The 13,265-nt window shown below is 67.3% G+C and carries 14 protein-coding genes; 13 read left to right on the plus strand and 1 reads right to left on the minus strand.

Annotated features, from left to right (window positions below; genetic code table 11):
• Window positions 1-190: 190 nt before the first annotated feature.
• The 13 genes from KJS59_RS15990 to KJS59_RS16050 all read left to right on the plus strand — a co-directional run bounded on the left by KJS59_RS15990 (window position 191) and on the right by KJS59_RS16050 (window position 12,048).
• Entirely contained in the window at window positions 191-772 is a 582-nt protein-coding gene (locus tag KJS59_RS15990; RefSeq protein ID WP_213453687.1) for an RICIN domain-containing protein, read from the plus strand.
• A 324-nt stretch (window positions 773-1,096) separates the two neighbouring features.
• Window positions 1,097-1,609, plus strand: a complete 513-nt coding sequence (locus KJS59_RS15995; RefSeq protein ID WP_213453688.1) for a hypothetical protein — start codon at window positions 1,097-1,099, stop codon at window positions 1,607-1,609.
• Between the two features lie 283 nt (window positions 1,610-1,892).
• Window positions 1,893-2,597, plus strand: a complete 705-nt coding sequence (locus tag KJS59_RS16000; protein ID WP_213453689.1) for a DUF4386 domain-containing protein — start codon at window positions 1,893-1,895, stop codon at window positions 2,595-2,597.
• Window positions 2,598-2,736: 139 nt separating this feature from the next.
• Entirely contained in the window at window positions 2,737-3,129 is a 393-nt protein-coding gene (locus KJS59_RS16005) for a hypothetical protein (protein ID WP_213453690.1), read from the plus strand.
• 197 nt (window positions 3,130-3,326) lie between these two features.
• A complete protein-coding gene (locus tag KJS59_RS16010) occupies window positions 3,327-3,716 on the plus strand; it encodes a hypothetical protein (protein WP_213453691.1) in 390 nt (129 codons plus the stop codon).
• A gap of 486 nt (window positions 3,717-4,202) precedes the next feature.
• The gene (locus KJS59_RS16015) at window positions 4,203-5,012 is read left to right on the plus strand and encodes an IclR family transcriptional regulator (RefSeq protein ID WP_213453692.1); all 810 of its coding nucleotides are present in this window, start codon (window positions 4,203-4,205) and stop codon (window positions 5,010-5,012) included.
• Entirely contained in the window at window positions 5,009-5,746 is a 738-nt protein-coding gene (locus KJS59_RS16020; protein WP_213453693.1) for an HpcH/HpaI aldolase/citrate lyase family protein, read from the plus strand. The genes KJS59_RS16015 and KJS59_RS16020 overlap by 4 nt, the downstream gene beginning before the upstream one ends.
• A gap of 43 nt (window positions 5,747-5,789) precedes the next feature.
• Entirely contained in the window at window positions 5,790-6,731 is a 942-nt protein-coding gene (locus KJS59_RS16025) for a polysaccharide deacetylase family protein (RefSeq protein ID WP_213453694.1), read from the plus strand.
• Between the two features lie 158 nt (window positions 6,732-6,889).
• Window positions 6,890-8,218, plus strand: a complete 1,329-nt coding sequence (locus KJS59_RS16030; RefSeq protein WP_213453695.1) for an ABC transporter substrate-binding protein — start codon at window positions 6,890-6,892, stop codon at window positions 8,216-8,218.
• Between the two features lie 125 nt (window positions 8,219-8,343).
• A complete protein-coding gene (locus KJS59_RS16035) occupies window positions 8,344-9,072 on the plus strand; it encodes an ABC transporter ATP-binding protein (protein ID WP_213453696.1) in 729 nt (242 codons plus the stop codon).
• Complete coding sequence (locus KJS59_RS16040) at window positions 9,069-9,848, plus strand: ABC transporter permease (RefSeq protein ID WP_213453697.1); 780 nt, start codon at window positions 9,069-9,071, stop codon at window positions 9,846-9,848. Before KJS59_RS16035 ends, KJS59_RS16040 begins: the two co-directional genes overlap by 4 nt.
• A 31-nt stretch (window positions 9,849-9,879) precedes the next feature.
• Window positions 9,880-10,863 carry an ABC transporter substrate-binding protein gene (locus KJS59_RS16045; RefSeq protein WP_213453698.1) on the plus strand — a complete coding sequence of 328 codons (984 nt, stop codon included), beginning with the start codon at window positions 9,880-9,882 and terminating at the stop codon, window positions 10,861-10,863.
• Window positions 10,864-11,142: 279 nt separating this feature from the next.
• Window positions 11,143-12,048, plus strand: coding sequence for a LysR family transcriptional regulator (locus tag KJS59_RS16050; RefSeq protein ID WP_213453699.1), 906 nt, complete (start codon window positions 11,143-11,145; stop codon window positions 12,046-12,048).
• Window positions 12,049-12,177: 129 nt separating this feature from the next.
• On the opposite strand, the gene KJS59_RS16055 is transcribed toward KJS59_RS16050, so the two are convergent.
• A complete protein-coding gene (locus KJS59_RS16055; RefSeq protein WP_249714274.1) occupies window positions 12,178-13,185 on the minus strand; it encodes a YeiH family protein in 1,008 nt (335 codons plus the stop codon).
• Window positions 13,186-13,265: the final 80 nt, after the last annotated feature.

The raw sequence follows: 13,265 nt of genomic DNA on the forward strand, positions 1-13,265 counted from the left end.
ACGCTTCCCGGAATGTCCGCTGTACAACGTCGACGCTGACCGCGTCGAACGTGGCAATACGTCGACGACGTAGGGCCAGCAACGACTGCCGCGCGGCAAAGGTAACGGAAAGCTGGTGACCAGGTACCGGTTTGCAGCTGAACCCTGCCCCGCGCCACCAAAGGTGCATTCGTGTCGTTTGGAGCTCCGCATGCCCGAGACGAGCAATCAGCTACTCGAACCTAAGACCGTCCGCTCCGCCACCAAAGCCTGGCGGCCACGTCACCGCCTGGCCGCGTTCATTATCGTCCTTCTTGTCGGTGCCGCTTCGGGACTGATCAGCGCGTCCCCCGCGCAGGCGGGGTACGTCGGCACCAACTACCTCCGGAACTGGGCGACGGGGCGGTGCCTGGACAGCAACGCCGCCGGCAACGTCTACACCCTCCCATGCAACCTCCCCGTCGGGAGTAACCGATACCAGACCTGGGAACCGATCTTCACGAAGAAGATAGATGGCTTCGATCTCATCCAGCTCAAGAATGTGGCAACCGGACGGTGCCTCTACTTCTACCCTGGCACCTCGGTCTATACGACACTACCGTGCCCAGGAGCCAACAACCTGACCTCCGTGGCCGCGGGTGTTTACTGGTTCGTGGAAGGCACCCCCTGGTATCAGGTGCGGTTCGAGAGCTTTGGGGGCCTCGGCAGGTGCCTCGACAGCAATTCCAACGGGAATGTGTACGGGCTCGGCTGCAACAGCGGAGGATACCAGTTCTGGCGGTTCGGCTACTAGCGTCGCATCGGTTTGCAGCACGCCTCGATGAACCTGACCGGGTTCCGGTCGGATGACTTCAGATGATCATTGAGGTTCCTCCGCCTCGTTGATCATCTGAAGTGGATCGTGCCCGCGTGCCGTCATCGCCGATCTCGCCCTTGGCCACCGCACCGACCGTCATCGTCGTCACTGCCCCCATTGATGCACCGTGGTCGGGGCGGTGTCGGATGGTTCGAACCACTCGTCGCTTGGCTGCGTGTGTGAGGTTGACGTCGGCTCCCGCTGACGCCCGGCTCCCGTGCCCGCGGGTGCCGCCTCGGTAGCACGAATGGAGGAGAGTGGATGACCACAGGGAGAAGAGCGCTGGTCAAGCTCGGTGTGGCCGTCGGTGCGGTGGTAGCAGCAATGGCCGTCGCCGCACCTCAGGCCATCGCATCCACTTCGGAGAGTGGTTCGGTCACGGGGTACACGAGTAGCGACCGGACACACTTCGGAACGCTGGCGCAGTGCCACAACGTCTTCAGTGGTCCGGTGATCGCTACCAACGGCAGCGGTAGCATCGTGGCCAGCATCACCGACATCGCGTTCAACTTCTGTGATGCTGGGACGAGCGTAACGCCCAACGCCCTGCCGTGGACCCTCAAACTCGATGTGGATTCCACGTACACCATCGAAGGGTTCGACGTCAATGTCAGCACGCCCCAGGGAACGTGCCGGTACAGCGGCTCGGTAGTTGGCCTGAGTCAGTTCCCCAACGCGTATGACATGCGGGGTTCCCTGACCCGTCGCACTGCCGGCTGTGGTGGGTCCAAAGAGATCAACATCAGCAGCCTGGGCCAGGTCATCGGCGTCTAGGTGACCCGGGGGTAACGCCCCACGCGAGTCCGGTGTTTCATCAAGCCAGCCATCGCGGCCGACCGCGCGCTGCCCGTCAGCGCCGGCCGGCCGCGTTTGGATGCAGGGGTAATGCCCGGTAGCCAGGAGCCCCAGACCGGTCCCAATCCCGCACCGCGAAGTGCCCGGGTTCCATCGATGCCGCGAGGATTGCCCGAGCGGCCGATTCGCCACCGCACCGATCCGCAGCAGGGTGAACGGCACGACCATCATCGGCTGAACGACGGCACCGAAAGGAGTCCCGGTGGACCCACTGAGGAGGACCGCGCTGGTCGCGGGCGGGTTCTACGTGCTCACCTTCGCCTCGATTCCGACCGTCGCCCTGTACGGCCCGGTGCGCGACGCGGACTACATCGTCGGCACCACGTCGGAAACCCCGGTCGTCATCGGTGGCATCCTTGAGGTGATCGTTGCCCTCGCCTGCATCGGCACCGCCGTCGCACTGTACCCGGTGGTCAAGCGACAGGGCGAAGCGCGAGCGCTCGGCTTCGTCGGCGCCCGGGGTCTCGAAGCCGCCGGCATCTTCCTCGGCGTCGCGAGCCTGCTGACGGTCGTGGCCTTGCGCCAGGCCGAAGTCGGGGCAGGTGCGCTGGTCACCGGCCAGGCACTGGTCGCCTTCTATGACTCGATCTTCCTGCTCAGCCAGGGCTTCATCCCGGCCGTGAACGCCCTGTTGCTGGGTTCCCTGCTGTACCAGTCGCGTCTCGTGCCACGGGTTCTTCCCGTGCTCGGACTCGTCGGGGCTCCCCTGCTGGTCGTCTCCGACGCGGGTGTCCTGTTCGGACTCTTGGACCGACTGTCGCCGGTGGTGGCGATCGCGGCCATCCCCATCGCCGTATGGGAGTTCTCGTTGGGTGTCTACCTGATCGTCAAAGGCTTCCGGCCCTCCCCGGTCACAGCGGGAATGGTCGCCGCCAGCGCCCGGCCCGTCCAGGGCGCCACCGTCTAACCGGCAGCGACGGGGCGCGCTGAGGAGGGTCGATGTCGCGGAGCATGGTGTTGCTCTCCAGCGCGGTCATCGTCCCCGCGGAGTTCCTGGAACTCGTCCGGGTGCTGGGCGGTGAGTCGAGCCCCGCCGGGTAGCGGAAGTGACGCTGCTGCTCCCGGCTGCGGTGGAGCCGGGCAGCGTCAAGCGGCTCGTCCGGTCGCTCGGCGGCGGGATGGATCCCGACGACCGGACGGATGCGGTACTGGAGCGCGGGCTGGCCCGGGTGTGGGTGCGGTTGTCTGAGCCGGCCGCGATGCCGGTCGCTCCCGGCATGGCGAGCCGCTGCCGTGAGGTGCTCGGCGACGGTCCCTACAACTCGGTAGCGCTGGAGGTCTTCGGGACGGCCGCTTCACGGTTGCTCGCGGTGGAACTCGTCGAGGCCGTCGCGGCGCACTGGCCCGTCGTTGTGCGCGGTGTCTCGGGGCAGGCGATGACCGTACAGGACGTCCGGGACCGCGTCGCCGCCGGCGCGACCAATGTGCTGGACCCGTAGCGTCCTGGCGCAGCGTCGGAGCCCCGCCGGTTCCGGGACTCCCAAGTGGACGGGAACCCACCGGCGGGTATCCGTCGTCGAAGGGCACGGACGGGAGCGAGGCTGGAATTCCCAGTACCTTGGCCGGCCATGGGACGGCCGACGGAGATACCAGCCGTGGACCGTATTGCCGGAGGAACCGAGAGGGTGTGTTGGACGTGCGGAAACTGGCCGTCGTGGCGGCGGTGGGTGTCATGGCGATCATGGGATGCTCGTCCGGCGAGACGGAACGGACGCCGCAGGGCTTCGTGCGAGGCGACGCGAAAGTGCTGTCGGTCGCCCACCCGAAGGACTGGCAGCGCGGCCCGGAGTCCGACATCGCGCTGTCGATGCAGGCCCCGGAACAGACAGCCTTCCTGTCGGTGCTCAGTGACGTGGCGCGCGGGGGCGACTCGGCCAGGCTCGAAACGACGATCGAGATCGGCCCCATGATGAACGCGAAGGACTACGGACCGGGTGGTGGACGACATCGTCAGCTCGATCAAGGTGCACTGACGGTGGGTCAGCGCCCTCGAAGCCCGGTCGGAAGACGGGGCCGTTCGGGATAAGCGCGGCCAGCGCCGGCCGCTACGCTCGGGCCGAATCGACCGGGGCGCGGCTGTCGTGTGCGTCGAGGACGTAGCGCGCCGTCGCCCGGGCCCGGTAGAGGCGGAGCTGGCTGGAGCGACGACGTCGGCCACCAGCCAGGGACGGCCACCGGCGGCCACCGACCGGGCGGATAAGACCGCCACCGCCGCCTCCGCCTCGGCGGCGCCTGGCGTCGGGGCCGGCGGACGGCGTATCGATGTAGGGTGACGCCCCGGTCGAAGGACTTCTGCTCGAGACCGGGTGGACAGTAACAACGAGACGAAGCCCACCGTGTTGCCGGCGGCGACGAGCCGGATCATGGCCGCCACGGACATCGGCTGGCGCAGACAGAACGCCACAACCAGCAGTGCGGCGAAGTAGCCGACGCTGAGCATGAACGCGGTCCGCGGTCAAGACGCGGCGGAACCCCTTGTCACGTACTTCGGCCTCACCTAGCATCCTCTCTCATGGAACGAGCCGACCTCTCACTAGACGAGAGGCAAGACGTGCGCCTCCCCGATCGGTTACTGACGATCGTCGAGACGGTTGCGAACAGTGAGCACCCGATGGGAGTCATGGCGATCGCCGCTGCCACCGGGATCGACAAGAGCGCTGTCTCGCGCCTGCTCAAGACCCTTGCCTCCCGCCGCTGGGTCGAGAAGGGCCCGGAGGGGTACGTGGCGGGCGCCGCGCTCATCCAGCTCGCCTCGAAGGCGGGTCTCGACGACATCATCGGCCGGCTCGCCGCCCGCGAACTGAACGTGCTGCTGCAGGCCACCGACGAAACCGTCAGCTTCCACCGCGTGGTCGGCTCCCAGCGCATCTGCATCATGGGTCTGGAGAGCCCGCAGATCATGCGCGGTCGCATCCCGCTCGGCGAGGCGATCCCGCTCACCCACGGCACGTCCGGCAAGGCGATCCTGGCGTGGGTAGACGAATCGCTGCGGGCCCGGCTGCTCGCCGAGCTCGCGCCAGCGGTCCGCGAGAACGTCACACGGCAACTCGCGGTCATCGAGGCGAACGGCTATCTCAGCACCGAGCACGACCCGAACCAGGGGGTCGGTGCCCTTGCCGTCCCCGTTTTCGGCCCCTACGGCATCGTCGGATCCCTCGGCGCCATCGGGCCTGCGGAGCGGTGGAACGCCGACCAGCGCCGCAAGCACGCCCGCGTCGGCCTCAAATGCGCGGCCCGCATGGCCGCCGAGCTCGGCTACATCGGGGATCGATACGAGCGTTGGGCCGCCGCCGAACTCGAGCAGACAATGGCCGAGGCATGAACAACGTCGCCGAGCGGCCCCTGCTCATCACGATGCTCATGATTCCCGGGCAGGCCCCCGACGCTGCCGACCAGGTCGCGCTCGGCCACGCCGACGCCTACCTGCTCGACCTTGAGGACACCGTGCCCGCGGCGGCAAAGGACGAGGCCGTCCGCGCCACCGGTGACCTGCTCAGCAACGAGCAGGGTGGGCGCGTTGTGTACGTGCGGGTACATTCCGTCGACGCCGGTCGCCTGACGCAAGAGCTCGACGCGATCGTCGGCCCCTCCCTGACCGGGATCAACCTGCCGAAGGTCGAATCCGCCGCCGACGTCATCGCGCTCGACAGCCGGTTGGCGGTGCTGGAGGCGGCTCGCGGCCTGTCGGTCGGACACACCGAGATCATGGCCACGATCGAGACCGCGCGCGGTGTGCGGCACCTGAACGAGATCGCCGCCGCGTCCCCACGCCTTCGGTGCTTGTGCGTGGGGGTGGGCGACCTGACCAGGGACCTCGGCCTGGAGCCGCAGGGCGTCGAACTGTCCCCGACGATCGTCGCCGCCCAGATCCAGGCCGTCTTCGCGTCCGCCGCGGCCGGCCTGCAGCCACCGCACGATTCCACCTACGCCGTGGAGAACGACCTGGCCACCCTGTGCCACCGCGCCCGGGCCACCCGTGCGCTCGGTTTCCGCGGCAAACACGCCCTGCACGCCGCGCACCTGCCCATCATCACCGAGATCTACACCACTCCCTGATCACCGAGACCTCGGTCATCGTCGAACGAAAGGCCCCGACATCATGACCCTGCCGGACCGCGACTATGTCGGCTACGGCCGCCACCAGCCCAAGGGCGCCTGGCCGGGCGGAGCGCGGGTGGCGCTGAACATCGCCGTGAATATCGAGGAGGGCAGCGAACGTTCCTGGTGGGCCGGGGACCGCCAGAACGAGGGCCTCAGCGAGGTCCCCCGCGCGATCGACCCCCGCTACCGCGACCTGGGCGTCGAATCCGTCTACGAGTACGGCAGCCGCGCCGGCATCCACCGCCTGCTGCGCATGTTCGACCGGCTTGGCATCCGGGTGACGGCGTTCGCCGCCGCCGCCGCGCTCGAACGTACCCCCGAAGTGGCGCAGTGGCTGAACGAATCCGACCACGAGCTGTGCTCGCACGGATATCGATGGGCCGAGGCGTGGCATCTGAAGGAGGACGACGAACGCGCGCTCATCGCGAAAGCCGTCGACGCGTTCGAGCGAGTGACCGGGCGACGCCCCGTCGGCTGGTACAGCCGGTGGATGCCGTCACTGAACACTCGCCGCCTGCTCGTCGAGGAGGGTGGATTCATCTACGACTCCGACGCCTACAACGACGACATCCCCTATTACGTGAAGGTCAACGACAGTGCCCACCTGGTGGTGCCCTACACGATGGCCTACAACGACACCCACTTCGCCTACGGCCAGATGACCAGCCCCAGCGATTTCGAGGAGTACTGCACGAAGGCGCTGGACTATCTGCTGGCCGAAGACGACGGCGTTCCCCGGATGATGTCCGTGGGTGTGCACCCCAGACTTGCTGGCCAGGCCGCCCGTGCCAGCGCGTTGGAGAGCTTCATCGCCGTCGCGCAGGCACGGGCCGACGTCTGGATCGCCACCAGGGAGCAGATCGCCCAGTGGTGGCGCACACAATTCCCACCGGTGGCCACCGCGACCGGATTCACCTCCAGCGAATTCCTGGGCGGTTGAGGAACGTGCCGTCAAGGGGCACGACATGCCCGGCCGCCCATCCATGTCGTCCTTTTTGGAGAAATTAGACAGTGAAATCCCTTACGCTGCTCATCAACCATGGCATCCTGAGCCTGAACCCCAACAGCCGGTTCGCCGACGGTTCCACCCCATGGAGCGTGCTCGCCAATATCGCCCCCGGGCTTGTGCGGTTGAACGAGGACGGGGAACTGCTGCCCAGCCTGGCCACCGAGTGGAGCCATGACGAGGGCTTCCGCACGTTCCGGTTCACGCTGCGCGAAGGGGTCCGGCTCCACTCCGGCCGGCTCCTCACGCCCGATCTCGTGATCTGGAACTTCCAGCGCTTTTTCTCCGGTCGCTTCGACACCCACTTCGGCCGCGACTACCGGGGTCTGACCGACATTCGAGCCGACGGCGATCATGGCATCGTGTTCGAGTTCGGCCGCCCGTTCCCGGACTTTCTGCACTACCTGGCCTGGCGTACCTGCATCGTCGATGGCGTCGCCGACCAACCCTGCGGGGCGGGCCCCTTCAGGCTCGCCGAGTGGAAGCGCGGGGAGTACATCCGCCTCGAAGCGTTCGATGACTACTACGTACCGGGGCAACCGGCCGTCGACGAAATCAGGGTGATCTGGGCGTCCAGCGCCGAAGCCAAGCTCGCCGCCATCCGTAGCGGCAACGTCGACGTCATCGAGAACGTCCCGATGCTCGCCGCGGCTTCCCTGGCCGAAGAGGGCCTCATCGAGTACCGCACGGTCGCCTCCACCCGCCGTGCGGCCCTCGTCCTGAACGCGCAGGCGAGCCCACTCGCGGATCTGCGGGTACGTCGGGCGATCGCGCACGCCATCGACCGTGTCGAACTGACCCGCATGCTCTTCGGCGACAAGGCAGCCCCGCTCACCCGATCGGTGTTGTCCAGCACGCCGAACCCGGCGATAACCCCGTACGCCTACGACGTGGAGACCGCCAGGACGCTCCTGAAGGAGGCCGGCGTCGGCGAGGGCCTCGTGCTGCGCGGGGTGGCGACGAAGGTCGCGCCGGTGCCGAAAGTCAGCGTCTACGTGGCCGAGGCACTTGCCGAGCTGGGGATCAGCCTGGACGTACGGTTCTACGAGGACCCGCCGTGGTGGCCGTTCGTCTACCTCGACACCGAGTGGGACGTCGCCTTTCAGGGCATGGGCGTGCGACCCGCGCTGAACGTGGCCCTGCAACGTGATCACCGGTCCGACGGCCCGTTCAACGCGTCCGGCTTCGACGATGCCGGCCTCGACGCCCTCATCGACCAGGCAGCCCAGCTCCCGGCGGGGTCGGCCCGCGCCGAGGTGCAGTCCAGGGCAGAGATCACCTTGCACGACAACGTCCCGCTCATCCCGCTGTACAGCGCGAAAGCCTGCTACGGCTGGAAGCCGGGCGTAACGGGCGTCACCACGAACGCGTTGGGCTATCTCGATCTGAGCGCCGCCACCGCGGCCGACGAAAGTTCCTGACCATGAAACCGTCTACGCCCCCGTCCGGCGTCCCCCAAAAGGCAAAGATCATGAGCGCACCATCTGCGCACCCCGCCGGGGCCCCCACGACCGGCGGAAACGAAACGAGGCAGGCCACTCTCACGGTGCGCAACGCCTCCATCGCCTACGGGCCCAAGAACCCGGTCATCGTCAACAACGTCTCCTTCGACGTCAACCAGGGTGAGGCGTTCATCCTCATCGGCCGCTCCGGGTGTGGGAAGTCCACACTGCTGCGGGCCCTGGCTGGTTTCCAGGAACTGCGCAGCGGACAGATCCTGCTCGACGGGAAGAACGTAACCACCCCCGGTCCCGACCGAATGATGGTGTTCCAAAACTTCGACCAGCTGCTGCCCTGGCGCACGGCCGTGCAGAACGTGGAATTCGCCATCAAGAAGGCCGGCTCGAAGGGCGCGGCCAGTGTTCGGCAACGCGCCCTTGACGCGCTGCAGATGGTGCACCTGTCAGCCGCAGCCGACAAGTTTCCGTCCCAGTTGTCCGGTGGCATGCAACAGCGCGTCGCGATCGCTCGCGCGCTCGCGGTACGCCCCCGGATCGTCCTCATGGACGAGCCGTTCGGCGCTCTCGACGCCATGACGCGCGCTTCCCTGCAGGCCGAGGTCCTGCGCCTGCACAAGGAGATGAACATGACCCTCGTGTTCGTCACGCACTCGATCGAAGAGGCCGTCTACCTCGGTGACCGGATCGGGCTGATGACGCCGCAGGGTGCGTTCGACGGCATCTTCCCCAACGCCTTCCAGGGGCAGGTAGACAGCCCCGAGGGTACCGAGTTCGCCAGTGAACTGCGTACGAGGCTGGAGGCGAGCGCGGTATGAACAAGCCGATCCAGAAGACGGCCGTCCGCCTCACCGTGGTGGCCGTGGTGGTCCTGGCCTGGGAACTCGTCCCGCGCATCGCCCAGATCAGCCCCATCGTGCTCCCGCCGTTCTCCAGCGCCGTCGCCGTGCTGTGGGAGCGGGCGCTCGACGGATCCCTGTGGCAGAGCTTGCTCGCATCACTGTCACTGCTGGTGCGTGGCGTCGGGCTGGGCATCCTGATCGCCATCGTGATGACGGCCGGGTGTTTCATCATCCCCGGCGGACGTGAAGTCCTACAGACCCTCGTGGGCCTCTTCAACCCGTTGCCGGCGATCGCCATCCTCCCGCTCGCGCTGTTGTGGTTCGGCTTCAGCGAGCGCTCGATGATCCTGGTGATCGTGTTCTCGGTGGTGTGGGCCATGTCCCTCAACGCCTACACCGGGTTCTCCACCATTCGACCGGTACTCGTCGACGTGGGACGCAACCTCGGGCTGCGCGGACCGCGCCTGATCGCGAGCATCTACTTCTCGGCAGCATTGCCGCACCTGCTCTCCGGCCTGCGCATCGGATGGGCCTTCGCCTGGCGTACCGCCGTCGCCGCCGAACTCGTCTACGGTGCTGCCGGCGGTCAGGGCGGAATCGGCTGGCAGATCTACCTGGACCGCTCGGAATTCAACACCGGCGGTGTGTTCGCCGGACTACTCACGATTGTCCTCGTGGGCCTCGTCGTGGAGTACGGAATCCTCAACACCATCGAAATGCGAACCGTCAAGAAGTGGGGAATGGTGAATTGAAATGAAGACATCTCGGAAGGTGACCCCGCCGATGCGACGGCGCAGAATAAGCGGCCTCCGGGCGGCGGCAGCCGGCACCGTCATCGCGTTGCTCGCCGGGTGCGGCTCGACCTCGACCGGCGCCACCGGCAGCGACGGCGAGACCAGCACCGTGAAGGTGGTCACGAACTTCGGAACTATTTACTACGGCCTGCTGCTCGGCCTGGACCTTCTGGCGGAGGAACACCCCGACCTGAAGGTCGAGCACGTCCAACTCTCAGCCGGAGGTGACAGCCTCACCGCGCTCGCCTCCGGCCAGGCGGACCTGGTTTCCGTTGGCGTTTCACCCGTCCTCATCGCCCGGGAAAAGGGCTTACCCGTGCGTTTCGGTGGGGCGCTCGTGACGGCGCACATCGCGCTGGTGGCGATGGATGAGAAATATCGATCCCTGGCCGACTTCCAGGCCGGTGACCAGATCGCCACTCCTGGCCCCTACGCCGTTGGCTCCATCGCGCTACTCGGAGCTGCGAAGCGCGAGCTTGGTGACTGGAAGAAGGTCAACGGCATGTTCCGCATGATGCCCCACCCCGACGCGGTGACGGCGCTCACGCAGCGGGAGGTGCAGGCCCACATGGCTACGCCCCCATTCCTGCAGGAGGACCTGGCGAAGGGAGCCCACGAGGTGATCGGTGGCAACAGTCTCCTGGGCGCCCCCGTCCCGCTGGGAGCCTTCGCGTTCAGCGAGACCTTCCACAAAGCCAACCCGAAGCGGTACGCCGCCCTCGTGGATGCAATCGAACGCGGCACCGCAATGATCAACACTGATCCACAGGCCGCGGCCACCCGGCTGGCCGGCATCAAGGCCGTGCAGACGACCAAGGAGAAGATCCTCGTCGAGCTCACCGAACAGGGAATCACGTTCGACACCAAGTTCGAAGGCTACACCGAAACCGCGGACACCATGCTTCACATGGGACTCATCAAAAAGAACCCGGCCCTCTCCGACGTGTCGTTCCCGGGTGTCACCGGTTCATAGCGACAAACCGCAGGAGATCGCGTGGCCCCAGCGCCAGCCGGGGCCACACACCTTGCCGGCCTCGACTCCGTTTGCCCCGAGCGGCTCGCAGGAGTGTCAGGGGGCCGGCTTGGCGTGGAAGCGGGATTACGCAGGCGCCGAGGCCGGCCGCCCGCCGGGCAACAGGATCGGTGTCGTTTGCGCGCGCCGTACTGACAGTTCGGGTGAGGCAGGGACGATGGCCGGGTCGTGGACGCAGGCAGTACCCATTACTTCTACAGACCTCCACACGGTGAGTGCATGAGTACGACGCGTTGGCCCGATCTGGCCAGCCTCGAGCTTCTGCTACTCGTCGCAGAGCAGGGCAGCCTCGGAAAGGCCGCGCGACTACAGGCAATTACCCAGGCGTCAGCCAGTCGACGGCTGGACACCCTGGAGCGTGAGCTCGGTGTCCCGTTGCTGCACCGATCGACGTCGGGGTCGCGCCTCACACCGCAGGGACAGGTCGTTGTGGACTGGGCCCGTGCGGCGTTAGCGGCTTCCAACGATCTGCTGCTGGGAGTGCGGCTCCTTCGCCGGCAGCACAACGCGTCTTTGCAGGTCGCGGCCAGCATGACGGTCGCCGAGTACCTCATGCCCGCTTGGCTTCTGAGCCTTCGCCGCACCATGCCCGGCGTCGAAGTGGACCTCCGGGTGGTCAACTCCCGACGGGTCGGTGATCTGGTTCGGGCCGGCGATATCGACGTCGGATTCATCGAGTCGCCGTCCGTGCCACAGGGGCTCGCGGCTAAGCGCGTCGCCCAGGACCGGCTTGCGGTGGTGGTCGCACCGCAACATCCATGGGCGCGACGGCGTGAGCCGCTCAAAGTCGTGGACCTGGCTGCGACGCCACTGGTGGTGCGCGAGCCCGGCTCTGGTACACGTAATGCCCTTGAGCGCGCGTTGGCCGGGCGAGGTGTGATCGCCGCGCCCGTGCTGGAGCTGTCTTCGAACGCCGCGGTGAAGGTGGCGGTCGAGGCCGGTGTCGCTCCGGCCGTTCTCAGCGCCCTCGCTGTCGCTGCCGAGCTGCGTGAGGGGCGGCTCTTCGAGGTGCCCCTCGGAGACCTCGACCTGCGACGGCCGCTGCGTGCGGTGTGGCGGCGCAAACCCCGACTCCCCGAGCCGGCAGCGGGGCTCGTTCGTCTCGCGATGACGGGCAGCCGCTGAACTGTGCGGATGGAAGCGCTCCGCGGAGCCTGCGCCGCCCCCGAGAGGGGCATGAGGTCGGCGGGGATACCGACTTTGCGGCTCTGCGCCACGATCGCCATCCCGGAACACGGCCACCGGCGGCGGCAGTCAGCTGAGGGCCAGCACTCCACCCAGGGAGATCAGCATGATCAGGGCGGTGGAGAGCAGGCCGACGGCCAGGCCCGACCAGCCGGTACGCAGCAGGGCGCGTAGCCGGACCGCGGCACCCACGCCGAACAACGCGGCGGTGAACAGCACCGCCTGGGCCACCTTGAGCGGAGCCAACACATCGACCGGCACCAGGTTCAGGCTGCGCAGCGCCATCATCGTGAGAAAGCCACCGACGAAGAGTGGGACCAATGGCGCCTTCTTGCCACCCGCTGCCTGCGCGGTCCGCCGCCGCCAGAAACCGATCCCGGCGATGAGCGGGGCGAGCAGCACCACGCGGGTCAGTTTGACCACGACCGCGGTGGCGAGCGCCGCCGAACCGACCACCTCGGCGGTCGCCACCACCTGCGCCACCTCGTGCACGCTGGCACCGGCCCAGATGCCGAAACCCTCCTGCGACAGATTCAGGAAGGTCTGCGCGACGGGCAGCGCGACGATGGCGAGGCAGCCGTAGAGGGTAACCAGGGAGATCGCCGTCATCACGTCCTCCTCGTCGCTGTCGGTGACCCCATCCACCGCCGCTACCGCGGCCGCGCCGCAAATGGAGAAGCCGGTGGCGACCAGTAGCGTGCGATCGCGGCTGAGCCCCAGCCGCCGGCCGAACCACTGCGTGCTGAAGAAGGTGACGATCACCGTCGCGAGCACCAGCAGCAGAACCGGAAGACCCAGGTTGAGGACGTCCGGGACGGCGAGTTGCACGCCGAGGAGCACGATCCCGACCCGCAGCAACCGCCGAGCGGCGAACGCCAGGCCGGGGGCGAGCGCGACGGTGGAGATCCCGCAGTTGCCCAGAACGGCGCCGAGCACCAACGCGGCCATAAGCGGGCTCACGGCGGGTAGCACGCGGTTGATCGCCATCGCCAATACGACTCCGACCACGACCACGACCAGTCCTGGAAGCAGCGATGACCTGCGGGCGCGGCGCACCGGCGTAGCGGATTGGATCATGCTGGCGACCCTGCCCGCACCCGGGCTCCCCCGGTAGCCGCCAGTGGCACAACAGCTCATACGGTAAGTGCATGACGTCT

Source organism: Rhizomonospora bruguierae (assembly GCF_018397995.1).
Lineage (GTDB): Bacteria > Actinomycetota > Actinomycetes > Mycobacteriales > Micromonosporaceae > Rhizomonospora > Rhizomonospora bruguierae.